Raw genomic sequence first — 22,543 nt, 5'->3', positions numbered from 1 at the left:
CCGCCGCCCGCCGCGCCCTGGGGCGCGTTGGGCTTGCGCGGCGCGAACCAGTCGCTGGCCTTCTCCCCCTCGGGCGCGGCCGGCGCGGCGGGACCGGCGGGGTCCGCGTCGGCCACCACGGGCATGGTCGCCGTCCCGGTGGGCTCCGGATCGGTGCTCGTCCCGTCCGCCGCCTCCTCGCTCTCCGCGACCGGCTTGCGGACGACGACCGGCGGTATGGGGCGCGACCCGGGGATGTTGATGCGCACGCGGGTCGTCAGCGTGGTCTCGGTCTTGCGCTCGTCCGGCCGCGCGTCCGTCGCCGGACGGCCCGCGTCGGCGCCGCCGGGAGCCGTGGGGGTCCCGTACGGCGGCGTCCCCGACGGGTACGCGGCATTGCCGCGCCCGTTGGACCCGGAGGACGAAGTGTCAGTTTCACGACTCAAGGCAGGTTCTCCCGATTGGCTCCGCCGCCCGTGGTGACCTCACAGCTCGGGGTCTCCCCTCCTCGAACGCGATCGAGAGCGCGGGGGAGGCTCGGCGGCGCGCACCACGATACTGGCCACTTCTGGCGCCTATCCCACGGCCGTTGGCGAAACCCGCACGGGACCCGCACCGGTGATCCGTGGCGAAGCAGTACGTCACTTCCCAAGTCGGGCACCGGCGGCACCGGTGCCGCCGGGACGCCGCCCCGGGCCCAGCGTGGCACACATCACAGCGACCGCCATACCGCCGAGCAGGAACACGTACGAACCCAGCCCCACGCCGAAGAGGAAGTCGCCCTCCGGACGGCTGGCGGTGAGCAGGACGACGGCGACCATCCACCCGGCCGCGGGCGCGACGGCCCCCGCCCGGGTGCCCGTCGCCTGCGTCCCGCCCAGGAAGAGCCCGGCCGCGCCCAGCAGCGCGAGCAGCAACCCGCCCGGGAACCAGGCCGCTTGCACCAGGCCCCCGGCCACACCGACCACGGCACCCAGCAGGAGCAGCCCCAGGTAGGCGGCGGCCCGTCCGGCCGAGGGCATCACCAACGGCGGTGCGAGCGCGCCGCCCTGTCCGCCCGCCGCCTGTCCGCCCGTCGCTTTCACAGGGCGACCGCCTTTCGCTCACGGACCGTCGCCGTCGTGTGTCCGTCATACCGTGTCGTACGCATCAGAGGGCCGTTCCGTTCTGCGGGGCGGCCCCGTTTTTCCCCAAGTCTCCTCCGCCGTTCCGCCCGCGGTCGCCTCCGCCGTCCTCCCCGTCCCCGGCGGCTTCGACGCCCGAGAACAAGTCGGTCTCCCGGCCCCCTCCTTCGCGTCCGCCGCGCACCAGTTCGTAGTACTCGGTGGTGAACAGGGGCTGCGCCAGGTCGTTGGAGAGCACGAAGTACGGTTCGGCGACCGTGATCTGGGTGGCGTGCGCCCGCATCGCGGCGGCCTTGGCGGCGGCGTGGGCGGTGCCGTCGATCTCGGTGGTGACGGCCGCGTCCTCGACGACTCCGGGCACGTCGCCGACGGAGGCGGCCTCGGTGAACGGCGTCCGGCCGGGCTCGGCCAGGTCCGCGCGCAGCCGGGCGAAGCCCGCCTCGGCCACCGGGCGCGGCACCCGGTTCCAGTACACCTTGGCGATCTCCCAGGGCTCGCCGGCCTCCGCGCCGAAGTCCGGGTCGGCCGCCAGGTCGGCGGCGCGCAGGGCGACGCGGTGGGCCTGGATGTGGTCCGGGTGGCCGTAGCCGCCGTCCGGGTCGTAGGTGACGAGGACCTGGGGACGGACCTCACGGATCACCGCGACGAGGTGGGCCGCGGCCTCGTCGAGGTCCGCGGACCAGAAGGCGCCCGGGCGGACGTTCTGCGCGGTGCCCATCATCCCGGAGTCGCGGTAGCGCCCGGCTCCCCCGAGGAACCGGTGGTCGGTGACGCCGAGCTCCTTCATGGCCGCGGCCAGCTCGCCCGCGCGGTACGGCCCGAGCGCGTCGTCACGGTCGGGCGCCAGGTGGGCGAGGTGGGGCGGGATGACCTCGCCCTCCTCGCCGAGGGTGCAGGTCACCAGCGTCACACGGGCGCCCTCGGCCGCGTACTTGGCCATGGTCGCGCCGTTGTTGATCGACTCGTCGTCCGGGTGCGCGTGCACCAGGAGCAGACGACGCGTGGGGGAGGAGGGCGGGGCACTCATGCGCCCACCCTACGAGGGGGGCGCCCCGCTTTCGCCCTGGCCCGGGCGGCCGTCACTCCTTGTCATCACTGACGCGTCCGCGGTCCGGTATCGCCCAACCGCAACCCCGTACTCACGGCTCCGGAACAATCCGTACGAGAACGGTCCCGGAGTCATGGGCGGACTGGTCGAGCTCTCATTGACGGGTCGGCGCGCTCAGCGCTCGATCTGCTCCGCGCCATCCTCCCGACAGCGCGGCAGGCCGTCGGTCGGGACGGTCCAGTCACCGACGGTGACGTCCTCGCCGTACACGAAGTCCTTGCGGGTGGCGTAGCGCGGGCCGTCCGGGGTGGAGTGGATGTCGGTGAAGACGGCACCGGTACCGGTGCGCGGGTCGAAGATCGCGTAGATGGGGATGCCCAGCAGCGGGAGTGTGACCGCAGCCTCGCAGCACACCGGCGTGGGTCAGCGCGTTCAGCCGGTCCACCTGCCGGCTCCGCCTGCGACCCGTAGATCGCAAGGAGCGGCCGGTGTCCGTACAGGCGACCGAAGTTGGGGGAAGCAGCAGCTTTCAGGGTGCCCGGCGCGCGCCTTCGGGACCGCCCTCAGTCCCGACGGGAAGCCGGGAGGGAGGGCGGATCGCCGGTGTGCCCGCACCGCGCGCTGCGGGGCAGCCGCCCGTGCGCACGCTCGGCACGGGCGTTTCAGGGCCGCCGGACCGGGAAGGCGGTCCAGACGGCCGGACTGGGACATGGGGCGAGCCCGCAGGTCAGAAGCTGATGTTGCTGATCATGCCCGCGATATTGCTCGTGAGTTCGGTGATCGTCGGTGCGATCGAGGAGGCGGCGAGGTAGAAGCCGAGCAGAATGCAGATGATCGCGTGTGGTGCCTTCAAACCTGACTTCTTGATCAGGATGAAGACGATGATCGCCAGCAGCACCACCGCCGAAATCGAGAGTGCCACGGCGGCTCACCTCCAAAATTCCCGGGGACACGGGGAGCAGAGCTAAAGATCGCAACTGCGTACTACGGCCAGCAGGTTCATACCCACACAGCGATAGTGATCATAACTATCCGTACGCGCGCATCGATCGGCGCACGGCCGCACAAGGGGGCGCATGGCCAATATGGTCGGTGCATGACGACCGAGCCCGATTCCTTTCCCCGCCGGCACGCGCGCACCCAGCGATTCACCCTCGGCGCGCCGCGTTCGTTCGCCGTCGCGCCCGACGGGTCCCGTGTCGTGTTCCTGCGGTCGGCCTCCGGTACCGACCGGGTCGGCAGGCTCTGGGTGCTCGACCTCCCGGACGGCCGGGAACGCGTCGCCGCCGATCCGCCCGCCCTGCTGAACGGCGTCGCGGAGGAGCTGTCCGCGGCGGAGCGGGCGCGCCGCGAGCGCAGCCGTGAGGGTGGCGCCGGCATCGTCGGCTACGCCACCGACGCGGCCGTCGAGCTGGCCTCTTTCGCGTTGTCGGGGCGGCTTTTCGTGGCGGAACTGCGGGCCGGGACGGCCCGGCGGCTGCCCGCGCCCGGGCCGGTGATCGACCCGCGGCCCTCCCCCGACGGACGGCTCGTCGCGTACGTCGCCGGGGGCGCCCTGCGCGTCGTCGGCGCGGACGGCGAGGGCGACCGGGCGCTGCTGGAGCCCGAGTCGGAGGGGGTCACGTACGGGCTCGCGGAGCACGTCGCGGCGGAGTCGATGCACCGTTCGCGCGGCTTCTGGTGGTCCCCGGAGGGGGACCGGCTGCTGGTGGCGCGGGTGGACGACACGCCGGTGAGGCGCTGGTGGATCTCCGATCCGGCGCATCCCGACCGGGAACCGAGCCGGATCGCGTACCCGGCCGCGGGCACGGACAACGCCGACGTACGCCTCTTCGCCGTGGGGCTCGACGGGCAGCGCGCGGAGGTGTCGTGGGACCGGGCGCGGTACCCGTATCTGGCACGTGTGCACTGGTCAGCGGCGGGTGCGCCGCTGATTCTGGTGCAGGCGCGGGACCAGCGCAGCCAGCTTTACCTGGCGGTGGACCCGGCCTCGGGGGCGACCCGGATGGTGCACGCGGATGAAGATCCACATTGGCTTGATCTTTTCCCCGGTGTGCCGGTCTGGACGCCCTCCGGGCAGCTCGTGCGGATCGCCGACGAGGGCGGCGCACGGGTGCTCGCCGTGGGGGAACGTCCGCTGACAAGTGCGGCGCTCCACCTGCGGGCCGTCCTGGACGTGACGGACGAGGACGTGCTGGTCTCGGCGTCCGCCGGGGACGCCGCGGCCGACCCGGAGATCGGCGAGGTGCACGTCTACCGCGTGAACGAGCTGGGCATGGAGCGCGTGTCGCAGGAGCCCGGCGTGCACTCGGCGGTCCGCGCGGGCGGTGTCACGGTGCTGACCTCGGCGGTCCTGGACGCGCCGGGCACCCGGGTGCGGGTGCTGCGGGACGGCAGGACCGTGGCGACGGTGGCGTCGTACGCGGAGGATCCCCGGCTGACCCCGCGCGTGACCCTCACCCTCGGGGGCGCACGCCGCGTACCGTGCGCTGTCCTGTTGCCCAGGGGCTACGAGGGGGGCGCTCCGCTGCCCGTACTCATGGACCCGTACGGCGGGCCGCACGGCCAGCGGGTGGTCGCCGCGCACAACCCGCACCTGACGTCACAGTGGTTCGCGGACCAGGGGTTCGCGGTGGTCGTCGCGGACGGGCGGGGGACGCCGGGCCGCTCCCCCGCCTGGGAGAAGGCGGTCAAGGACGACCTCGCGGAGGTCGTGCTGCGGGACCAGGTGGACGCCCTGCACGCGCTGGCCGCGGACTTCCCGCTCGACCTCGACCGGGTGGCGATCCGCGGCTGGTCCTTCGGCGGCTATCTCGCGGGGCTCGCGGTGCTGCGCCGCCCGGACGTCTTCCACGCCGGCATCATCGGCGCGCCGGTCACCGATCTGCGGTTGTACGACACCCACTACCAGGAGCGCTACCTGGGGCACCCGGGCGAGCAGCCGGAGGTGTACGCCCGCAACTCGCTGATCGACGACGCGGGCCTGGTGGGGGCCGTCGAGCCGGCCCGGCCGACGATGGTGATCCACGGCCTGGCGGACGACAACGTCGTGGTGGCCCACGCGCTGCGGCTCTCCTCGGCCCTGCTCGCCGCGGGCCGCCCGCACGAGGTGCTCCCGCTGTCCGGCGTCACCCACATGACCCCGCAGGAGGCGGTCGCGGAGAACCTGCTGCTGCTCCAGCTCGACTTCCTGCGACGCGCCCTGGGAACAGCCGTGAAACAGTAGTACAAACGCGCACAACTTCGTTTACGCAGCGGCAACTTGGCTGTCGCAGCACCGATATACGGACGCGGGATGCTGTAGAACGTACGGCCGTGCGGGTGCCGTAAACAGGCCGGGGTGCGCCATGTCACCCCGGCCTGTTGCCGTCCGCCACGACGTGCTTCTCCTCCGCGAAGTGGCAGGCCGAGTCGTGCGCGGCGGGCCCGGTGGTCCCACGGAACGCCTCGGGCACGGCCAGCGCCGGCACCTCCAGCGCGCACCGCTCCCGCGCCTTCCAGCAGCGTGTGCGGAAGCGGCAGCCGGAGGGGATGTCCGTCGGCGAGGGCACGTCGCCGGAGAGGATGATGCGCTCCCGGTGCGCGCGGGCCTCCGGGTCGGGCACGGGCACCGCGGACAGCAGGGCCTGGGTGTAGGGGTGCGTCGGGTGGTCGTAGATCTCGGTGTCGGTGCCGGTCTCCACGATGCGCCCGAGGTACATCACACCGACCCGGTCGGAGATGTGCCGCACCACCGACAGGTCGTGCGCGATGAAGACGTACGCGAGTCCGAACTCGCCCTGCAGCCGCTCCATCAGGTTGACCACCTGGGCCTGCACGGAGACGTCGAGCGCGGAGACCGGTTCGTCGGCGACGATGATCTCGGGCCGCAGCGCCAGCCCGCGCGCGATGCCGATGCGCTGCCGCTGGCCGCCGGAGAACTGGTGCGGATAGCGGTTGACGTGCTCGGGGTTGAGCCCGACCACCTCCAGCAGCTCCCGCACCCGCCCGCGCCGGTCGCCCTTGGGCGCGGCCTCGGGATGGATGTCGTACGGCTCGCCGACGATGTCGCCCACGGTCATCCGGGGGTTGAGGGAGGTGTACGGGTCCTGGAAGACCATCTGGATGTTGCGCCGCACCGCCTTCAGCGCCCGGCCCGACAGCCCGGTGATGTCCTCGCCGCGGTACCGGATCGTGCCCGCGGTGGGCCGTTCCAGGCTGACGAGCAGCCGGGCGACCGTGGACTTGCCGCAGCCGGACTCGCCGACGATGCCGAGGGTCTCGCCCCGGCCCAGCGTGAGGTCGACCCCGTCGACGGCCCGGACCGCGCCGACCTGCTTGCGGAAGAGGACACCCCGGGTGAGTGGATAGTGCTTGACCAGCCCGCTGACCTCCAGGACCGGCTCGGCCGCCGCGGCACTCCCTCGCTCAGCCATCCAGGCACTCCCTCCAGAAGTGGCACGCGCTTCTGCGGCCGCCGGGGACCTCGTACAGCGGTGGCACCTCGGTCCGGCACACGTCCCGGGCCATCGGGCAGCGGGGATGGAAGGCGCAGCCGCGCGGGATGTCCGTCAGGCTCGGCGGCAGGCCCTTGATGGCGTACAGCTCCCGGCCCTTCTGGTCGAGGCGGGGGATGGACTCCAGGAGGCCCCGGGTGTACGGGTGCGCGGGGGCCTTGTAGATGTCGTGCACGGGCGCGGTCTCGACGATGCGGCCCGCGTACATCACCGCGATCCGGTCGGCGACGTCCGCGACGACGCCCAGGTCGTGGGTGATGAGGACGAGTCCCATGGTGAGCTCGCGCTGGAGCTCGGCGAGCAGGTCCATGACCTGGGCCTGGACGGTGACGTCGAGGGCCGTGGTGGGCTCGTCGGCGATGATCAGCGCGGGTTCCAGGGCCAGCGCCATCGCGATCATGATGCGCTGGCGCATGCCGCCGGAGAACTGGTGCGGGTAGTCCCGTACGCGCTGGGCCGCGGCCGGGATGCGGACCCGGTCCATCAGCTCGACCGCCTTGGCCCGCGCGTCCTTGCGGGAGGTCCCGCGGTGGACCGTGAACATCTCGCCGAGCTGGTCGCCGACGGTCAGCACGGGGTTGAGCGCCGACAGCGCGTCCTGGAAGATCATCGCCATTTCGGCGCCCCGGACGGTCCGGCGCTCCTTCTCCTTGAGCTTGAGCAGGTCGCGCCCGCGGAAGCGGATCTCGCCCCGGGTGATCCGCCCGGGCGGCATGTCGAGGATGCCCATGACCGCCTGCGCGGTCACCGACTTCCCCGAGCCGGACTCGCCGAGCACGGCCAGGGTCTCCCCCTCGCCGACGGTGTAGTCGACGCCGTTGACGGCGTGGGCGACGCCCTCGCGGGTGCGGAACTCCACATGCAGGTCACGCACTTCGAGCAGCACTTCGGGCAGCGCGTCGGGAAGCACTTCGGGCTCCATGGCGGCGGCTCACCTCAGCTTCGGGTCGAGGGCGTCGCGCACCGCGTCGCCGAGCATGATGAACGCGAGGACGGTGAGGGCGAGCGCCCCGGAGGGCCACAGCAGGGCGTGCGGGGCGTTGCGGATGTACGGGGAGGCGGCGGAGATGTCGATCCCCCAGGAGACGCTCGGCGGTTTCAGTCCGACGCCCAGGTACGACAGGGTCGCCTCCAGCGCGATGTACGTGCCCAGCGCGATGGTGGCCACGACGATGACGGGCGCGACGGCGTTGGGCGCGATGTGCCGCAGCAGGATGCGGGAGGGCGAGGCACCGAGCGCACGGGCGGCCTGGACGTAGTCGTACTGCTTCGCGGTGATGACCGAGCCGCGGGCGATGCGGGAGAGCTGCGGCCAGCCGAGCAGCACGATGAACCCGATGACGGGCCAGATGGAGTTGCTGGTGATGACGGAGAGCAGCACGAGGCCGCCGAGGACGACGGGGATCGCGAAGAAGACGTCGGTGAGCCGGGAGAGGACCGCGTCCCACGCCCCGCCGAAGAACCCGGCGAGCGCGCCCAGGACACTGCCCAGGAACGCGACCCCGAGGGTGGCCAGGACACCGACGGTCACCGAGGTGCGCGCCCCGTAGACGGTGCGCGTGTACACGTCGCAGCCCTGCCCGTTGTACCCGAACGGATGGCCGGACTCGGCGCCGTCCTGGGCCTTGGCGAGGTCGCAGTGGAGGGGGTTGCCGGAGGCGATCGCCGAGGGCCAGATCGAGATGACGACCAGGAACAGGATGACGAGCGCGGAGACGATGAAGACGGGGTTGCGGCGCAGGTCGTGCCAGGCGTCGGACCACAGGGAGCGGGCCCGCGCGTCCCGGCCGCCGTCCGTCCCGCCGGCCCCGCCCGTACCGTCCGTCCCGCCGGGTCCGTCCGTCCCGCCCGGCCGGTGTTCCGGCGTCCTCGGTTCCAGTGTCTCGGCCTCGGTGGCGCCCAGGTCCATGGCGCCGCCCATGCCGGTCGCGGCGACGGCACCGTCCTCGGCCGATCGGTCCCCGCCGGTGACGTACGGGCGCTCCGGCGGCTCGGGCCGCTCCGGGTCAGACATAGCGGATCCTCGGGTCGAGTACGGCGTACAGGAGGTCGACCAGCAGGTTGGCGACGAGGAAGACCAGCACCAGCACGGTCACGAAGCCGACGACGGTCTGGGTGTTCTGGCGGAGGATGCCCTGGTACAGCTGGTAGCCGACGCCATGGATGTTGAAGATCCGCTCGGTCACGATGGCCCCGCCCATGAGCGCGCCGATGTCCGTGCCGATGAAGGTGACCACGGGGATGAGGGAGTTGCGCAGCAGGTGCCGGGTGATCACCCGGTGGCGGGGCAGGCCCTTGGCGACGGCGGTGCGCACGTAGTCGGCGCGGGAGTTCTCGGCGATCGAGGTACGGGTGAGCCGGGTGACGTAGGCGAGGGAGACGGACGCCAGTACGAGGCCGGGCACGATCAGCTCGCCGAGGCCGGCCTGCCAGGACACGGACGGCTTGATCCACCCCCACTCGACGCCGAGCAGCAGCTGGAGCAGCAGGCCGGTGACGAAGGTCGGGACCGAGATGACGACGAGGGTGACCAGCAGGACGCCCGTGTCGACGGGCCGGCCGCGGCGCAGCCCGGTGACGACGCCCAGGACGATGCCGATGACGATCTCGAAGAGGATCGCGACGACCGTCAGCCGGATGGTCACCGGAAAGGCGGTGCCCATCAGCTCGGTGACCTCCTGGCCGTTGAACGCGGTCCCGAAGTCGCCGGTGAAGACGTTGCCCATGTACGTCAGGTACTGCTGCCACACCGGCTGGTCGAGGCCGAAGTCGTGCTTCAGCCGGGCGGCGGTGGCGGGGTCGCACGCCCGTTCGCCGCACAGGCCGGCGACGGGGTCGCCCATCACGTTCACCATCAGGAAGATCAGCAGGGTGGCACCGATGAAGACGGGGACCATCTGGAGCAGGCGCCTGAGAACGTACCGGCCCATGGGGACTCAGCTCACCTTCACCTTGATCCGGTCGTAGACGGGGACGCTGAACGGGTTGAGTGCCACGTCCGACAGCCGCTCCGAGTAGCCCGCGCTGCCGTTCTGGTACCAGAGCGGGATGGCGGCCATCTCGTCCCGGAGGACCTCCTCGGCCTGCTGGAACCTCCGGATCGCCGCGCGGGTGTCGGACTCGGCGTTGGCCTCGTCGACGTGCCGGTCGAACGTCGCGTTCGACCACTTGCCGTCGTTGGAGGAGGCGTCGGTGTAGTAGAGCGGCTGCAGGAAGTTCTGGATGAGCGGGTAGTCCATCTGCCAGCCGGCCCGGAACGGCCCGGTCATCTTCTGCCCGCCGATCTGGTTGCGGAAGTCGGCGAAGGTGCCGACCGGGTTGCCGACGCAGGCCCGGTCGTCGCCGAGGGCGTTGTTGATGGAGTTGCAGACGGCGTCGACCCACTCGCGGTGGGAGCCGGTGTCCGCGTTGTACGTGATCCGCACCCGGCCGCCGGGCAGCCCGCCGCCCTCCTCGACCAGCTTCTTCGCCGCCTCCGGGTCGTACTCGCAGGCGTCTCCGCACAGGCCGTCCTGGAAGCCGCCCTCCTCGCCGAGGACGGGTGAGGTCCAGTCGGTGGCGGGCGTGCGGGTCCTGCGGAAGATCGTCTCGGTGATCTGCTCCCGGTCGATGGCCCGCGACAGCCCCTCGCGGACCTTCTCCATGCCCTCCTTCCCCCAGTCCTCGTCGTAGAAGGGGAAGGCGAGCGTCTGGATGATGCCGGCCGGGGTGTTGATGTACCGGCCCTGGAGGTCGGTGCCCACGTTCTTGAGCTGGGTGGCGGGGACGTCGTCGACCAGGTCGAGGTTGCCGGAGAGCAGGTCGGTGTAGGCGGTGTTGTTGTCGGTGTAGACCCTGAGGTCGACCCCGTCGTTCCGCGCCTTGTCCGCGCCGGGGTACCCCTCCCACGTGCGCAGGGTGAGCTGCGCGCCCTTGGTGTACGACTCCACGTAGTAGGGGCCGTTGCCGACCGGCTTGTCCAGCCAGGCGTCGTGGTCGTCGAAGAAGGCCCGGGGCAGCGGGGAGAAGGCGGCGTAGCCGAGGGTGTCCGGGAAGGTGGAGAACTTCTGGGTGAGCCGGACCGTGAAGGTGTGGTCGTCGACCAGCTCCAGCCCGGACAGGGTGTCGGCGCTCTGCTCGCCCTCCGCCGGGTGGGTCTTGTCGTAGCCCTCGATGTACTCGAAGAAGTAGGCGTTCTTCTGGTTGTTCCTCAGGCTCGCGCCATAGTTCCAGGCGTCCACGAAGGACCGGGCGGTGACCTCCTCGCCGTTGCTGAAGCTCCAGCCGTCCCGGACGGTGACGCGGAAGGTCCGTGAGTCGGAGGTCTCGATCTTCTCCGCGAGCACGTCCTCGGCCTTGCCCGTCTCGGGGTCGTACTGCTTGAGCCCCCGGAAGATCATGGAGAGGACCTTGCCGCCCTGCACCTCGTTGGTGTTGGCGGGCTCCAGCGGGTTCTGCGGGTCGCCCCAGGAGGAGCTGAGCACGGCGCCGTCGGGCCCGCCGCCGCCCCCACAGCCCGTCGCTCCCGCCACCATGAGCGCCACCGCCGCCGCGCACACGGCCCATGGGGCGTGCGTGGGTCCACGCATGGGGTGCCTCCTCGTGAGTGCGCTGTGCGCCAGCGCCGGAACGCTGGTCCGTCACCGGCCACTCTCCCTGGATAGCGGACAAAGTACACATTCACCTCACCCGTCCGAGGGCTTCCGCCCGCCGTCCGGGGCCTGAGCTCCCGATGAGCGGCACCCACGGGGGCGGGCCCGCCGACGGCGGCACCTCGCAACCGGCCGCCTCCCGGCCGCCGTCAGTCCCCCGCCAGGAACGCTTCACCGGTCTGGACCGCTGATCAGGCCGTACCCCCAACCCCGTTGTTTTGCCAGGCCAGATGGGATGTGGTGCGCCGTTGACGCGCGCGAAGAGACGCTGGTAGACACTCAGCAGCCCAGGTGACGTCCCTGTCCGGAACAGCGCCGACCAGTACCACAACCAGCCACATGTGTGCGAGTGACGACGCGAGGTGTCGACCTATGAGGAACCGGGAACAGCACGGCAGAGGCCGCTTCCGCCCGCGGGTCCCACGGCCCGGGGCGCCGCGGCTCATCGCCGCCGGCGTCGCCGCCCTGGCCCTCACCGCCGCCCTCGCGACCCCGCTCGACCCGGCGCCCGCGCAGGCCCGGGCGGACGACGGGAAGAAGGTGCTCACGGTCGCGGTCGCGCAGAGCGTCGACTCGCTGAGCCCCTTCCTGGCGACCCGCCTGGTCAGCACGAGCATCCACCGGCTGATGTACGAGTACCTGACCGCCTACGACGCGAAGGACGCCCGTGCGGTCCCGGGACTGGCCACCGAGTGGACGCCGTCCGCCGACAAGCTCACCTGGACCTACACGATCCGCTCCGACGCCACCTGGTCGGACGGCCGCAAGGTCACCGCCGAGGACGTGGCCTGGACGTTCGGCAAGATGATGTCGGACGAGAAGGCGGCCACCGCGCTCGGCAGCTACGTCGGCAACTTCCGTAGGGTGACCGCCCCGAGCCCCACCGAGCTCGTCATCGAGCTGGAGAAGCCGCAGGCCACGATGACCGCCCTGGACGTGCCGATCGTGCCCAAGCACGTCTGGGAGAAGGTCGGCGACTTCTCGAAGTTCAACAACGACAAGGACTTCCCCGTCGTCGGCAACGGACCCTTCGTCCTCACCGACTACAAGCCCGACAGCTATGTGCGGCTGGAGGCCAACGACAAGTTCTGGCGCGGGGCCCCGAACTTCGACGAACTGGTCTTCAAGTACTACAAGGACGGGGACGCGGCCGTCGCGGCCCTGCAGAAGGGCGAGGTGGACTTCGTCGGCAACCTGACGCCCGCCCAGGCGGAAGCGCTCCAGGGCCAGGAGGACGTCAAGGTCAACGACGCGCCCGGCCGCCGCTTCCTCGCCCTCGCCGTCAACCCGGGCGCCCGGGCGAGGAACGGCGAGCGCTTCGGTGACGGGCACGAGTCGCTGCTCGACCAGCGGGTGCGGCAGGCACTGTTCCTGGGGATCGATCGGAAGACCCTCGTCGACCGGGTCTACCAGGGCCATGCGGTCGAGGGCGAGGGATACATCCCGCCGCGCTTCTCCACGTACTACTGGAAGCCGTCACCGGACCAGGAGCTCACCCACGACCCGGCGGAGGCGAACCGGCTGCTCGACGAGGCCGGCTACCGGAAGAACGGCGAGGGGAGGCGGGTCGGCGAGGACGGGAAGCCGATCACCTACCGCCTCCTGTGCCACGCCGACCGGCCCGAGGAGAAGGCGCTCGGCCAGTACCTGGAGGAGTGGTGGGGCGAGCTCGGCATCGGCATGCGGCTCGACTGCCTGGACAACGTGTCCGATCCATGGCTGGCGGGCGACTACGACCTCGCCTTCGACGGCTGGTCCGTCAACCCCGACCCGGACTTCGTGCTGTCGATACACACCTGCGCCGCCCGGCCCGCCACGCCGAACGACATCGGCGCCACCGACAACTTCATCTGCGACAAGCGGTACGACGACCTGTACGCCCGCCAGCTCGCCGAGTACGACCCGGCCAAGCGGGCCGCCCTTGTCAAGCAGGCGGTGTCGCGCCTGTACGACCTGGGGTACATGAACGTCATGGCCTACCCGAACGCCGTGGAGGCCTACCGCACCGACCGGATCGCGTCGATCACGACGATGCCCGAGGACGCGGGCAACATCTACGGGCAGGACGGCTACTGGAGCTGGTGGTCGGCCGTCCCGGCGGCCGCCGGTGACTCCTCCGACAGTCCCGGCTCGGCGGGCGTCGTCACCGGTGTCGTCGTGGGTGTCGTGGTCCTCGCGGGCGTCGCCGGTTTCCTGACCATGCGCCGCCGCGCCACCGCAGAGGACCGCGAGTAGCCGATGAACAGACCAGCAGTGTCCCGGCCGTCCGTGCCGAACCGTCCACGTCACGAGCGGCGACGGGCGGCCGCACCATGACCACTGACGCGGCAATCACTCCGCCCGGCGGGAGTGCCGGTCCGGCCGCCGCTCCCCCGGCCCGCGCGCCCCGCGCCCGCGGCCGGACCGCCTACCTGCGCTACGGCGCCGGCAAGGTGGGCGGCGCCGCCGTCTCCCTGTTCGCCGTCCTCGTCACCGGCTTCTTCCTCTTCCGGCTGATCCCCGGCGACCCGGTGAAGACGATGACGGGCGGGCGGCCGGTGTCGGCCGAGCAACTGGCCGCCTACCGTCGCGAGTTCGGACTCGACCTGCCGCTGTGGCAGCAGTTCACGGACTACTGCGGCAAGGCGCTCACCGGGGACCTCGGCACCTCGTACCAGTTCCGGGCCCCGGTCATCGACCGGATCGCCGAAGCGCTGCCGAACACGCTGCTGCTCACCGGTACCGCCTTCGTCCTCTACACGGCGCTCGGCATCGTCCTCGGCACCCGCTCCGCCTGGCGCCACGGCAGGCTCGGCGACCGGCTGAACACCGGCCTGGCGCTCACCCTGTACTCCGTCCCGTCGTTCTGGCTGGGGCTGCTGCTGATCATCGTGTTCTCCGTCGGTGTGGGTCCGGTCCCCGGGCTCTTCCCCACCGGCGGCATGGAGTCGGGCGGCGAGACGGGCTTCGCCCACGTCCTCGACGTCGCCCACCACCTCGTCCTGCCGGTGGTCACCCTGGTCGCCGTCGAGTACGGGCAGACGCTGCTGGTGACCCGCTCGGCGCTGCTGGACGAGACGGGCAGCGACTACCTGACGACCGCGCGCGCCAAGGGCCTGCGGGACGACCTGGTACGGCGCCGGCACGCCGTCCCGAACGCCATGCTGCCGACCATGACGCTGATCTTCGTCAACCTCGGCCGGACGGTGGCGGGCGTCATCCTCGTCGAGACCGTGTTCTCCTGGCCGGGCCTGGGCGGCCTGTTCTACCAGGCCCTCAGCGTGCCGGACCTGCCCCTGGTGCAGGGGCTGTTCCTCTTCTTCGCCTCGGCGGTGATCATCATGAACACGCTGGCCGACCTGGTCTACCCGCTGCTCGACCCCCGGGTGGGCCGATGACGACCGAAGCCGCTCCCCCGTCGTCACCGGCGGCGCTCGCCCGGCAGCGCCGCCGCCGGGCCGCGGCGCGGTTCTGGCGGCAGTACCGCACCCACCGCGCGGGTCTGGTGGGGCTGGCCGCGCTCACCCTGTTCGCGCTCGTCGCGCTGACCGCACCCCTCACCGTCGGCTCCGACGTCTCGAACGTGACCGACGCGCCGGGCCGACCCATGGAGGGCCCGAGCGCGGAGTTCTGGCTGGGCACCGACCGGTACGGCCGTGACCTGCTGGGGCTGCTGGTGTGGGGCTCGCGGGTCTCGCTGCTGGTGGGGCTGCTGGCTGCGGTGCTCTCGGTGGTGATCGGCGCGCTGGCCGGGATCACCGCGGGGCACTACAAGGGCGCGTACGCGACGGTGGTCATGCGGGTCACGGACTGGTTCCTGGTGATGCCGACGCTGGTGCTCGCCGTCGCGCTCGCCGCCGTCCTGCCGCGCTCGCTCGGCACGGTGATCCTGGCGATCGGCGTCACGACCTGGCCGACCACGGCCCGGCTGGTGCGGGCCCAGACCCTCGCCGTGGAGTCACGGCCGTACATCGAGCGCGCCAAGGCGCTCGGCGGCGGCCACGGGCACATCATGAGCCGGCACGTGCTGCCCAACGTGATGCCCCTGGTACTGGCGCAGACCACCCTGATGGTCTCCTCCTCGATCCTCGCCGAGGCCACGCTGGCCTTCCTCGGCGTCGGCGACCCGACGGTGGTGTCCTGGGGCGGCATGCTCCAGGACGCGCGCGAGGCGGGCGCGGTCAGCTCCGGTCTCTGGTGGTACCTGGTGCCACCGGGCGTCGCCGTCGCCGGGGTCGCGCTGGCGTTCACCCTGTGCGGACGCGCGGTGGAGTCCGTGCTCAATCCCAGGCTGGGGGTGGCCCGGTGACCCTGCTGGACGTACGGGACCTGACGGTGACCTATCCCGGTGGCGCGGCCGCGGTGCGGGGCGTGGACCTGCGGCTGGAGGCGGGGCAGAAGCTCGGCGTCGCGGGCGAGTCGGGCTGCGGCAAGTCCACGCTGGCGCTCGCGCTGCTGCGGCTGCTGCCGGCGGGGACCAAGGTGACCGGGGAGATCCTGCTGGACGGCGAGGACGTGCTGACGATGCGGTGGGGGCGGGTGCGGGCGGTCCGCTGGGCCGGTGCCTCCATCGTCTTCCAGGGCGCGATGCACTCCCTCAACCCCGTGCACCGCGTGGGCGACCAGATCGCCGAGCCGATCCTGCTGCACCGCCGGGAGACGGCCGCCGGGGCGCGCAGACGGACCGGTGAGCTGCTGGAGCACGTGGGGCTTCCGGCGGCGCGCGCGGCGGCGTACCCGCACGAGCTGTCCGGCGGGCAGCGGCAGCGCGTCATGATCGCCATGGCGCTCGCCTGCGACCCACGGCTGATCGTCGCCGACGAGCCGACCACGGCCCTGGACGTGATGATCCAGGCGCAGATCCTGCGGCTGATCGAACAGCTCGTCGACGAGCAGGACGTCGGCCTGATGATGATCAGCCACGACCTGTCGGTGCTGGCCGACCTCTGCGACCGGCTCGCGGTGATGTACGCGGGCCGGGTGGTCGAGGAGGGCCCCGCCCGCGCGGTCCACGAGGAGGCCCGGCACCCCTACGCGGCGGCCCTGTCCGCCGCGTTCCCGCGCATCGGCGACCCGGCCTCCCGGTTCGCCCCGCGCGGCCTGGCCGGCGACCCGCCCGACCCGGCCGCGGTGCCCTCGGGCTGCGCCTTCCACCCGCGCTGCCCGGTGGCCGTGGCCGGCTGCGACACGGTGGACATCGGGTTGCGGGAGGCGGCACCGGGACGGCGGGCCGCGTGCGTGCACGTGGCGGCCGGGGAGAGTACGGACGCGAGGAGTGCCCGATGACCACACCACCGCCCCTGCTCAGTGCCCAAGGGCTGCACGTCACCTTCCCCGGGCGGCACGGCGGCGCGCCGGTACGGGCCGTGGACGGCGTCGAGCTGGACGTCCGGCCCGGCGAGATCGTGGCGCTGGTCGGCGAGTCCGGCTGCGGCAAGACGACGCTGGCCCGCGCGCTGCTCGGGCTGGTGGAGCCGGCCTCCGGTCACGTCGCCTTCGCCGGGAAGCCGCTGGAGTACTCCGCGCGGGCCCTGAAGGCGTACCGCAGACGGGCCCAACTGGTCCTCCAGGACCCGAGCGGGTCGCTGAACCCGCGGCACACCGTGTACGACGCGGTGGCCGAGGGGCTGCGCATCCACGGGTACGGCGGGGACGAGCGGGCGGCGGTCGCCGGGGCCCTGTCACGGGCGGGGCTGCGGCCTCCCGAGCGGTTCTTCCTGCGCTACCCGCACGAGCTGTCCGGCGGCCAGCGCCAGCGCGTGGTGATCGCGGGCGCCCTCGTCCTGGAGCCCGAACTGCTCGTCGCCGACGAGCCGGTGGCCTCGCTGGACGCCTCCGTGCGCGGCGAGATCCTGGCCCTGCTGCTGCGCCTGCGCGACGAACTGGGCCTGGCCGCTCTGGTGGTCACCCACGACCTGGGCCTCGCGTGGAACATCGCCGACCGGGTCGCGGTGATGTACCTGGGCCGGATCGTGGAGACCGGCGAGGTCGAGCGGGTCCTCACGGCGCCCCGGCACCCGTACACCCGGGCCCTGCTGTCGGTGCTGCCGGACGCGCCGGGCGAGCCCGTGGTGCTGGCCGGTGAGCCCCCGGACCCGTCCCGCATCCCCTCGGGCTGCCGTTTCCGGGCCCGCTGCCAGGTCCTGGCCGGGGGCGAGGCCGAGCGGGCGGGAGTGGCGGAGAAGTGCCGCACGGAGGATCCGGGGGTCCTGGACGGGAGCGGCGCGGCACAGGTCGCGTGTCACTGGGCGCGGGCGGGGGTGACGGCGTCCTGACACCTCCGCCGTAAAGGGACGGGTGCGCACCCGTCAGCACCGCGCCATCCCGTGCGCGGGCGTGCTTTCCCGCCCGGCGAGAACCGGCGGTGAGGGCGGGAGCGTCCATCGGAGCACGAGATCGTCGATGGGCGTGAGGAGAGAGATGACCGGCTCAGCCACTCGTTACCTGTACCTCGTCCGGCACGGCGAGGCGTTGCCGGACGAGAGCGGCCTGACCGAGGGCGGCCGCCGGCAGGCCACGCTGCTGGGCCGACGCCTCGCGGACGTCCCCCTCACCGCCGTCCACCACGGTCCGCTGCCGCGAGCGGAGGAGACCGCACGCCTGATCGGCGACCAGCTGCCGCCGGGCGTTCCCCTGCGCGTCTCGGAAGTCGCGGGTGACTACGTTCCCCACGTGCCGTCGAGGGACGAGCTGCCGGCCGAGTCGGCGGACTCCTTCCTCCGCTTCCTCGCCGACACCACCGACGAGGAACGCGAGCACGGTGAGGTGCTGGCCCACCGTGCGCTGGACATGTTCACCGGGCCCGTGGACGGCGAGGAGGACCGTCACGAACTGGTCGTCACCCACAACTTCCTGGTCGCCTGGCTCGTCCGGGACGCCATGCACGCACCGCGGTGGCGCTGGCTGGGTCTCGACCACTGCAACGCCGCGCTCACGGTCATCCGGTACGCGCCCGGCCGACCGGTCATGGTCCTCCTCCTCAACGACATGCGGCATCTGCCCGCCGAGCTGCGCTGGACGGGCGTTCCCCTCCTGCCGCACCTCTGAAGGCGCTCGACGGGCCCGCCCGGAGCCGCCGCGCGGCGCCACACGTACAGGAGAAACGCCGGTCCCCGGCACCTGGAGCAGGTGCCGGGGACCGGCGTTTCCGGCAGCGTACCGCCGTGCTGTCACGCCGCGTGGACGACGTCCTTCTCCTCGGCGAAGTGGCACGCCGACTCGTGGGCCGCCAGGGAACCCGAGCCCTTGAAGCGCTCGGGGACCGCCAGCAGCGGCACCTCCTCGGCGCACTTGTCCGTGGCCTTCCAGCAGCGGGTGCGGAAGCGGCAGCCGGACGGCGGGTTGGCCGGGGACGGGACGTCACCGGTGAGGATGATCCGCTCGCGCCCCTCCCGGGCCTCCGGGTCGGGCACCGGGACCGCGGACAGCAGCGCCTGCGTGTACGGGTGCGTGGGGTGGTCGTAGATCTCCGAGTCGGTGCCGATCTCGGCGATCTTGCCCAGGTACATCACGCCGACGCGGTCGGAGATGTGCCGCACGATCGACAGGTCGTGCGCGATGAAGAGGTAGGAGAGGTTGAACTCGTCCTGGAGCTTCCCCATCAGGTTGACGACCTGGGCCTGCACCGACACGTCGAGCGCGGACACCGGCTCGTCGCAGACGATGATCTCCGGGTTGAGCGCGAGGCCGCGGGCGATGCCGATGCGCTGGCGCTGACCGCCGGAGAACTGGTGCGGGTACCGGTTGATGTACTCCGGGTTCAGGCCGACGACGTCCAGCAGCTCCTGCACCTTGCGGCGCCGGTCACCCTTGGGCGCCGCCTCGGGGTGGATGTCGAAGGGCTCGCCGATGATGTCACCCACCGTCATACGGGGGTTCAGCGAGGTGTACGGGTCCTGGAACACCATCTGGATGTTCCGGCGGACCGCCTTCAGCGCGCGCCCGGACAGCTTGGTGATGTCCTGGCCCTTGTAGAAGACCTCGCCCGCGGTGGCCCGCTCCAGCGTCATCAGCAGCTTGGCGACGGTGGACTTGCCGCAGCCGGACTCGCCCACGATGCCCAGCGTCTCGCCCTGGTACAGGTCGAAGGAGACCCCGTCGACGGCCTTGACCGCGCCGATCTGCTTCCTGAAGAGGATGCCCTGGGTCAGCGGGAAGTGCTTGACCAGGTTGCGCACCTGCAGGATGGGTTCGCCCCGCTCCGCCGGCTTCTCGATCGCCGCGACGGCCGCGTCCTCGGTGGCCGCGTCGACGACATCGACCTCGGTCGTGTTCGGGGTCGCGTCGGCCTTCTCCACGGCGGCGTCCTTCTTGCCGAGCTCAGCCATGGATCTGCTCCTTCCAGAAGTGGCACGCGCTCCTGCGGCCGGGCAGTGCGCCGCCGTCCCGCTCGGTCACGTCGAACAGCGGCGGGGCATCCGTGCGGCAGATGTCCTGCGCCTTGGGACAACGCGGGTTGAAGGCGCAGCCCGTCGGTACCTTCAGCAGGTTGGGCGGCAGGCCCTTGATCGCGTAGAGCTCCTGGCCCTTCTGGTCCAGACGCGGGATCGAGTCCAGCAGTCCCCGGGTGTAGGGGTGCGCGGGCCGCTTGTACAGCTCGTGCACGGGGGCGGTCTCCACGATCCGGCCCGCGTACATGACGGCGATCTTGTCCGCGACGTCGGCGACGACACCGAGGTCGTGGGTGATGAGGATCAGGCCCATGTGGTACTCGCGCTGCAGTTCCGCGAGCAGGTCCATGACCTGGGCCTGCACCGTCACGTCCAGGGCCGTGGTCGGCTCGTCCGCGATGATCAGGTCCGGCTCCAGGGCCAGCGCCATGGCGATCATGATGCGCTGACGCATACCGCCGGAGAACTGGTGCGGGTAGTCGCTCACCCGCGCGGCGGCGGCCGGGATCTTGACCCGGTCCATCAGCTCGATGGCCTTGGCCTTGGCCTCCTTCTTGGAGAGGCCCTGGTGCACACGGAACATCTCGCCGAGCTGGTAGCCGACGGTGAGCACCGGGTTCAGCGAGGAGAGCGCGTCCTGGAAGATCATGGCGATCCGCGACCCGCGGATCTGCCGCCGCTCCTCGGCGGACATCCGCAGCATGTCCTCGCCGCGGAAGAGGATCTCGCCCTGCGGGATCCTCCCGGGCGGCATGTCGAGGATGCCCATGATCGCCTGGGCGGTCACGGACTTGCCGGAGCCGGACTCACCGAGGACGGCCAGCGTCTCACCGGCGTCGACGGTGTAGTTGACACCGTTGACCGCCCGGGCGACGCCGTCGCGGGTGTGGAACTCGACGTGCAGGTCGCGGACTTCCAGCAGCGGGGCGGAGTTGTCTCCGTCCGCCCCGGGCGCCGGGACGGCCGAAGTGTTGTCGATGATGGTCAAGGTACGCCCTCCTAGCGCAGCTTCGGGTCGAGGGCGTTGCGCACCGCTTCGCCGAACATGAGGAACGCCAGCACCGTGATGGAGACCATGACCGAGGGCATCATCAGGACGTGCGGCGCGTTGCGCAGCTGGTCCTTTCCGGCGGAGACGTCGATCCCCCAGGATACGGTCGGCTCGGCGAGACCGATCCCGAGGTAGGACAGCGTGGCCTCGGCCGCGATGTAGCCGCCGAGCGCGATGGTCGCGACGACGATCACCGGGGCGATGGCGTTCGGCAGGATGTGCCGGAACAGGATGCGGCTGGTCGAGGCGCCGAGCGCCTTGGCCGCCGTGACGTAGTCCGCCTGCTTGATGGTGATCACCGAGCCACGGGCGACACGGGCGATCGTGGTCCAGCCGAGGAAGGCCAGCGCCAGGACGACGACCCAGACGGTCCGCTCGGCGAAGGTGGTGAGGACCACCATGGCGCCCAGCATGAACGGGATGCCGGAGAACACGTCGGTGAGGCGGAACAGGATCGCGTCCAGCCAGCCGCCGAAGTAGCCCGCGAGCACACCGATCAGGGTGCCGAGGAGGGTGACCAGCGCGGTCACGCCGACGCTGACGATGATCGAGGCGCGGGCGCCGTAGACCATGCGGGCCCAGATGGAGCGGCCCTGGCCGTCGTAGCCGAACCAGTCCGCCCGGAAGATGTGCGACCAGTTCGGCTCGCCGAGGTAGTGGTTGCTCAGGTCGGCGTCGCGCGGCGAGGCGCCCGTGAAGAGGCCGGGGAAGGCCGCCATGACGAGCAGGAGCAGGATCAGCACCGCCGAGATGACGAACATCGGGCTGCGGCGCAGGTCGTGCCAGGCGTCCGACCAGAGGCTGCGCGTCTTCTCCGCCGTGACGTCCACGGGCACCGGCACGGTGGCCGGCTCCCCTGCGGGCAGTTTCTTGGCGGAGGTGTCAAGAGCCTCAGGCATACCGGATCCTCGGGTCCAGGACCGCGTAGAGCAGGTCGACGAGCAGGCTGCAGACGAGGTAGATGATCACGATGAGCGTCACGATGCCCACCACGGTCGAGCCCTCGCGGCGGGTCAGTGCCTCGTACACCGTGTAGCCGACGCCGCGGACGTTGAAGATGCCCTCGGTGACGACGGCGCCGCCCATCAGGGCGCCGAGGTCGGCGCCGAGGAAGGTGACGACGGGGATCAGGGAGTTGCGCATCAGGTGGACGCCGATGATGCGGCGGCGCGGCAGACCCTTGGCGATCGCGGTGCGGACGTAGTCGGCGCGCAGGTTCTCCGCGATGGACGTGCGCGTGAGGCGGGCGACGTACGCGAGGGACAGCGAGCCGAGAACGATGGCAGGCAGCAGGAGCTGACCGTAATTTTCCGAATCGTTCACGTTGGGGTCGACCCAGCCTAGCTGGAAGGCGAAGAAGTACTGGAAGGTGTAACCCAGCACGAAGGAGGGGACGGAGATCAGCAGCAGCGTCAGAGCGAGCAGCGACTTGTCCACCAGGGTGTCGGGGCGCAGCCCGGCGATGGTGCCGAGGGTGAGTCCGACGACCACGGTGAAGAGGAAAGCGAAGATCGTCAGCCGGGCGGTGATCGGGAAGGCGTCCGCGATCACGTCGGCGACGGGCTGCTGACTGGCGATCTGGGTGCCGAAATCTCCCTGGAACAGACCCGTGAGGTAGTCCCAGTACTGGAGCATGAATGGCTTGTCGAGACCGAGCGAACGCTTGATCTCGGCGATCTGCGCCTGGTCGATTGCCTGTTCTCCGTAGAGCGCCCGAACTGGATCACCGGGAAGGGCGTACATCATGCAGAAGATCAGGAAGGTTGATCCGAGGAATACCGGGATCATTTGGAGCAGTCGCCGTGCGACATAACGCCCCATGATTGCCTCCGTGCGTGGGGAATA

19 protein-coding genes and 2 pseudogenes are annotated in these 22,543 nt (G+C 71.4%); 7 read left to right on the top strand and 14 right to left on the bottom strand.

Annotation, left to right across the window (positions count from 1 at the left end; translation table 11 throughout):
- The 5 genes and pseudogenes from UW392_RS65195 to UW392_RS65175 all read right to left on the bottom strand — a co-directional run.
- Nucleotides 1-425, bottom strand: a pseudogene (locus UW392_RS65195) (hypothetical protein); the annotation flags it as partial.
- 195 nt (nucleotides 426-620) lie between these two features.
- The gene (locus tag UW392_RS65190; protein ID WP_414497834.1) at nucleotides 621-1,001 is read right to left on the bottom strand and encodes a DUF6113 family protein; all 381 of its coding nucleotides are present in this window, start codon (nucleotides 999-1,001) and stop codon (nucleotides 621-623) included.
- Between the two features lie 127 nt (nucleotides 1,002-1,128).
- Complete coding sequence (gene mshB, locus UW392_RS65185) at nucleotides 1,129-2,130, bottom strand: N-acetyl-1-D-myo-inositol-2-amino-2-deoxy-alpha-D-glucopyranoside deacetylase (protein ID WP_320784928.1); 1,002 nt, start codon at nucleotides 2,128-2,130, stop codon at nucleotides 1,129-1,131.
- Between the two features lie 195 nt (nucleotides 2,131-2,325).
- A pseudogene (locus UW392_RS65180) lies at nucleotides 2,326-2,538 on the bottom strand (Uma2 family endonuclease); the annotation flags it as partial.
- 340 nt (nucleotides 2,539-2,878) lie between these two features.
- Complete coding sequence (locus tag UW392_RS65175) at nucleotides 2,879-3,073, bottom strand: DUF2304 family protein (RefSeq protein ID WP_320784927.1); 195 nt, start codon at nucleotides 3,071-3,073, stop codon at nucleotides 2,879-2,881.
- A 174-nt stretch (nucleotides 3,074-3,247) separates the two neighbouring features.
- Here UW392_RS65175 and UW392_RS65170 point away from each other — a divergent pair, with 174 nt between their 5' ends.
- A complete protein-coding gene (locus UW392_RS65170; RefSeq protein WP_320784926.1) occupies nucleotides 3,248-5,377 on the top strand; it encodes a S9 family peptidase in 2,130 nt (709 codons plus the stop codon).
- A gap of 124 nt (nucleotides 5,378-5,501) precedes the next feature.
- On the opposite strand, the gene UW392_RS65165 is transcribed toward UW392_RS65170, so the two are convergent.
- Genes UW392_RS65165 through UW392_RS65145 form a run of 5 tightly spaced genes read right to left on the bottom strand, consistent with a single transcriptional unit; the run spans nucleotide 5,502 to nucleotide 11,215 of the window.
- Nucleotides 5,502-6,566, bottom strand: a complete 1,065-nt coding sequence (locus UW392_RS65165; protein WP_320784925.1) for a dipeptide ABC transporter ATP-binding protein — start codon at nucleotides 6,564-6,566, stop codon at nucleotides 5,502-5,504.
- On the bottom strand, nucleotides 6,559-7,533 hold the full coding sequence (locus UW392_RS65160) for an ABC transporter ATP-binding protein (RefSeq protein ID WP_320784931.1): 975 nt from the start codon (nucleotides 7,531-7,533) through the stop codon (nucleotides 6,559-6,561). The genes UW392_RS65165 and UW392_RS65160 overlap by 8 nt, the downstream gene beginning before the upstream one ends.
- A 45-nt stretch (nucleotides 7,534-7,578) precedes the next feature.
- Nucleotides 7,579-8,661, bottom strand: coding sequence for an ABC transporter permease (locus tag UW392_RS65155; RefSeq protein WP_414497831.1), 1,083 nt, complete (start codon nucleotides 8,659-8,661; stop codon nucleotides 7,579-7,581).
- Nucleotides 8,654-9,577, bottom strand: a complete 924-nt coding sequence (locus UW392_RS65150; RefSeq protein WP_320784924.1) for an ABC transporter permease — start codon at nucleotides 9,575-9,577, stop codon at nucleotides 8,654-8,656. The genes UW392_RS65155 and UW392_RS65150 overlap by 8 nt, the downstream gene beginning before the upstream one ends.
- A 6-nt stretch (nucleotides 9,578-9,583) precedes the next feature.
- Entirely contained in the window at nucleotides 9,584-11,215 is a 1,632-nt protein-coding gene (locus UW392_RS65145; protein WP_320784923.1) for an ABC transporter substrate-binding protein, read from the bottom strand.
- A gap of 435 nt (nucleotides 11,216-11,650) precedes the next feature.
- Here UW392_RS65145 and UW392_RS65140 point away from each other — a divergent pair, with 435 nt between their 5' ends.
- From UW392_RS65140 to UW392_RS65115, 6 genes are all read left to right on the top strand, one after another.
- Nucleotides 11,651-13,513, top strand: coding sequence for an ABC transporter substrate-binding protein (locus tag UW392_RS65140; RefSeq protein WP_320784922.1), 1,863 nt, complete (start codon nucleotides 11,651-11,653; stop codon nucleotides 13,511-13,513).
- 77 nt (nucleotides 13,514-13,590) lie between these two features.
- Nucleotides 13,591-14,655: an ABC transporter permease gene (locus UW392_RS65135; RefSeq protein ID WP_320784921.1), complete on the top strand. Its 1,065-nt coding sequence runs from the start codon at nucleotides 13,591-13,593 to the stop codon at nucleotides 14,653-14,655.
- Entirely contained in the window at nucleotides 14,652-15,566 is a 915-nt protein-coding gene (locus tag UW392_RS65130; RefSeq protein WP_320784920.1) for an ABC transporter permease, read from the top strand. The genes UW392_RS65135 and UW392_RS65130 overlap by 4 nt, the downstream gene beginning before the upstream one ends.
- Nucleotides 15,563-16,543 (top strand): ABC transporter ATP-binding protein, encoded by a 981-nt coding sequence (locus tag UW392_RS65125; RefSeq protein ID WP_320784919.1) that lies wholly within the window; start codon nucleotides 15,563-15,565, stop codon nucleotides 16,541-16,543. The genes UW392_RS65130 and UW392_RS65125 overlap by 4 nt, the downstream gene beginning before the upstream one ends.
- Nucleotides 16,540-17,532 carry an ABC transporter ATP-binding protein gene (locus tag UW392_RS65120; protein ID WP_320784918.1) on the top strand — a complete coding sequence of 331 codons (993 nt, stop codon included), beginning with the start codon at nucleotides 16,540-16,542 and terminating at the stop codon, nucleotides 17,530-17,532. Before UW392_RS65125 ends, UW392_RS65120 begins: the two co-directional genes overlap by 4 nt.
- A gap of 145 nt (nucleotides 17,533-17,677) precedes the next feature.
- A complete protein-coding gene (locus UW392_RS65115; RefSeq protein WP_320784917.1) occupies nucleotides 17,678-18,304 on the top strand; it encodes a histidine phosphatase family protein in 627 nt (208 codons plus the stop codon).
- 122 nt (nucleotides 18,305-18,426) lie between these two features.
- Here UW392_RS65115 and UW392_RS65110 read toward each other — a convergent pair whose 3' ends face one another.
- From UW392_RS65110 to UW392_RS65095, 4 genes are read right to left on the bottom strand one after another with little or no spacing between them, the layout of a single operon-like run.
- Nucleotides 18,427-19,584 carry a dipeptide ABC transporter ATP-binding protein gene (locus tag UW392_RS65110; protein ID WP_320784916.1) on the bottom strand — a complete coding sequence of 386 codons (1,158 nt, stop codon included), beginning with the start codon at nucleotides 19,582-19,584 and terminating at the stop codon, nucleotides 18,427-18,429.
- A complete protein-coding gene (locus UW392_RS65105; protein WP_320784915.1) occupies nucleotides 19,577-20,635 on the bottom strand; it encodes an ABC transporter ATP-binding protein in 1,059 nt (352 codons plus the stop codon). The genes UW392_RS65110 and UW392_RS65105 overlap by 8 nt, the downstream gene beginning before the upstream one ends.
- 11 nt (nucleotides 20,636-20,646) lie before the next feature.
- Entirely contained in the window at nucleotides 20,647-21,597 is a 951-nt protein-coding gene (locus tag UW392_RS65100) for an ABC transporter permease (protein WP_320784914.1), read from the bottom strand.
- Nucleotides 21,590-22,519, bottom strand: a complete 930-nt coding sequence (locus tag UW392_RS65095; protein WP_320784913.1) for an ABC transporter permease — start codon at nucleotides 22,517-22,519, stop codon at nucleotides 21,590-21,592. The genes UW392_RS65100 and UW392_RS65095 overlap by 8 nt, the downstream gene beginning before the upstream one ends.
- Nucleotides 22,520-22,543: the final 24 nt, after the last annotated feature.

The sequence above is a fragment of the Streptomyces sp. CRN 30 genome, from assembly GCF_034105845.1.
This window is presented reverse-complemented; position numbering and strand designations above follow the sequence as displayed.

Bases quoted from the DNA above. Each gene is read 5' to 3' on its own strand.
- UW392_RS65120 (WP_320784918.1), top strand. From the start codon at position 16,540: ATGACCACACCACCGCCCCTGCTCAGTGCCCAAGGGCTGCACGTCACC.
- UW392_RS65155 (WP_414497831.1), bottom strand. From the start codon at position 8,661: ATGTCTGACCCGGAGCGGCCCGAGCCGCCGGAGCGCCCGTACGTCACC.
- UW392_RS65140 (WP_320784922.1), top strand. From the start codon at position 11,651: ATGAGGAACCGGGAACAGCACGGCAGAGGCCGCTTCCGCCCGCGGGTC.
- UW392_RS65135 (WP_320784921.1), top strand. From the start codon at position 13,591: ATGACCACTGACGCGGCAATCACTCCGCCCGGCGGGAGTGCCGGTCCG.
- UW392_RS65100 (WP_320784914.1), bottom strand. From the start codon at position 21,597: ATGCCTGAGGCTCTTGACACCTCCGCCAAGAAACTGCCCGCAGGGGAG.
- mshB (WP_320784928.1), bottom strand. From the start codon at position 2,130: ATGAGTGCCCCGCCCTCCTCCCCCACGCGTCGTCTGCTCCTGGTGCAC.
- UW392_RS65170 (WP_320784926.1), top strand. From the start codon at position 3,248: ATGACGACCGAGCCCGATTCCTTTCCCCGCCGGCACGCGCGCACCCAG.
- UW392_RS65145 (WP_320784923.1), bottom strand. From the start codon at position 11,215: ATGCGTGGACCCACGCACGCCCCATGGGCCGTGTGCGCGGCGGCGGTG.
- UW392_RS65095 (WP_320784913.1), bottom strand. From the start codon at position 22,519: ATGGGGCGTTATGTCGCACGGCGACTGCTCCAAATGATCCCGGTATTC.
- UW392_RS65110 (WP_320784916.1), bottom strand. From the start codon at position 19,584: ATGGCTGAGCTCGGCAAGAAGGACGCCGCCGTGGAGAAGGCCGACGCG.
- UW392_RS65165 (WP_320784925.1), bottom strand. From the start codon at position 6,566: ATGGCTGAGCGAGGGAGTGCCGCGGCGGCCGAGCCGGTCCTGGAGGTC.
- UW392_RS65130 (WP_320784920.1), top strand. From the start codon at position 14,652: ATGACGACCGAAGCCGCTCCCCCGTCGTCACCGGCGGCGCTCGCCCGG.
- UW392_RS65190 (WP_414497834.1), bottom strand. From the start codon at position 1,001: ATGCCCTCGGCCGGACGGGCCGCCGCCTACCTGGGGCTGCTCCTGCTG.
- UW392_RS65150 (WP_320784924.1), bottom strand. From the start codon at position 9,577: ATGGGCCGGTACGTTCTCAGGCGCCTGCTCCAGATGGTCCCCGTCTTC.
- UW392_RS65115 (WP_320784917.1), top strand. From the start codon at position 17,678: ATGACCGGCTCAGCCACTCGTTACCTGTACCTCGTCCGGCACGGCGAG.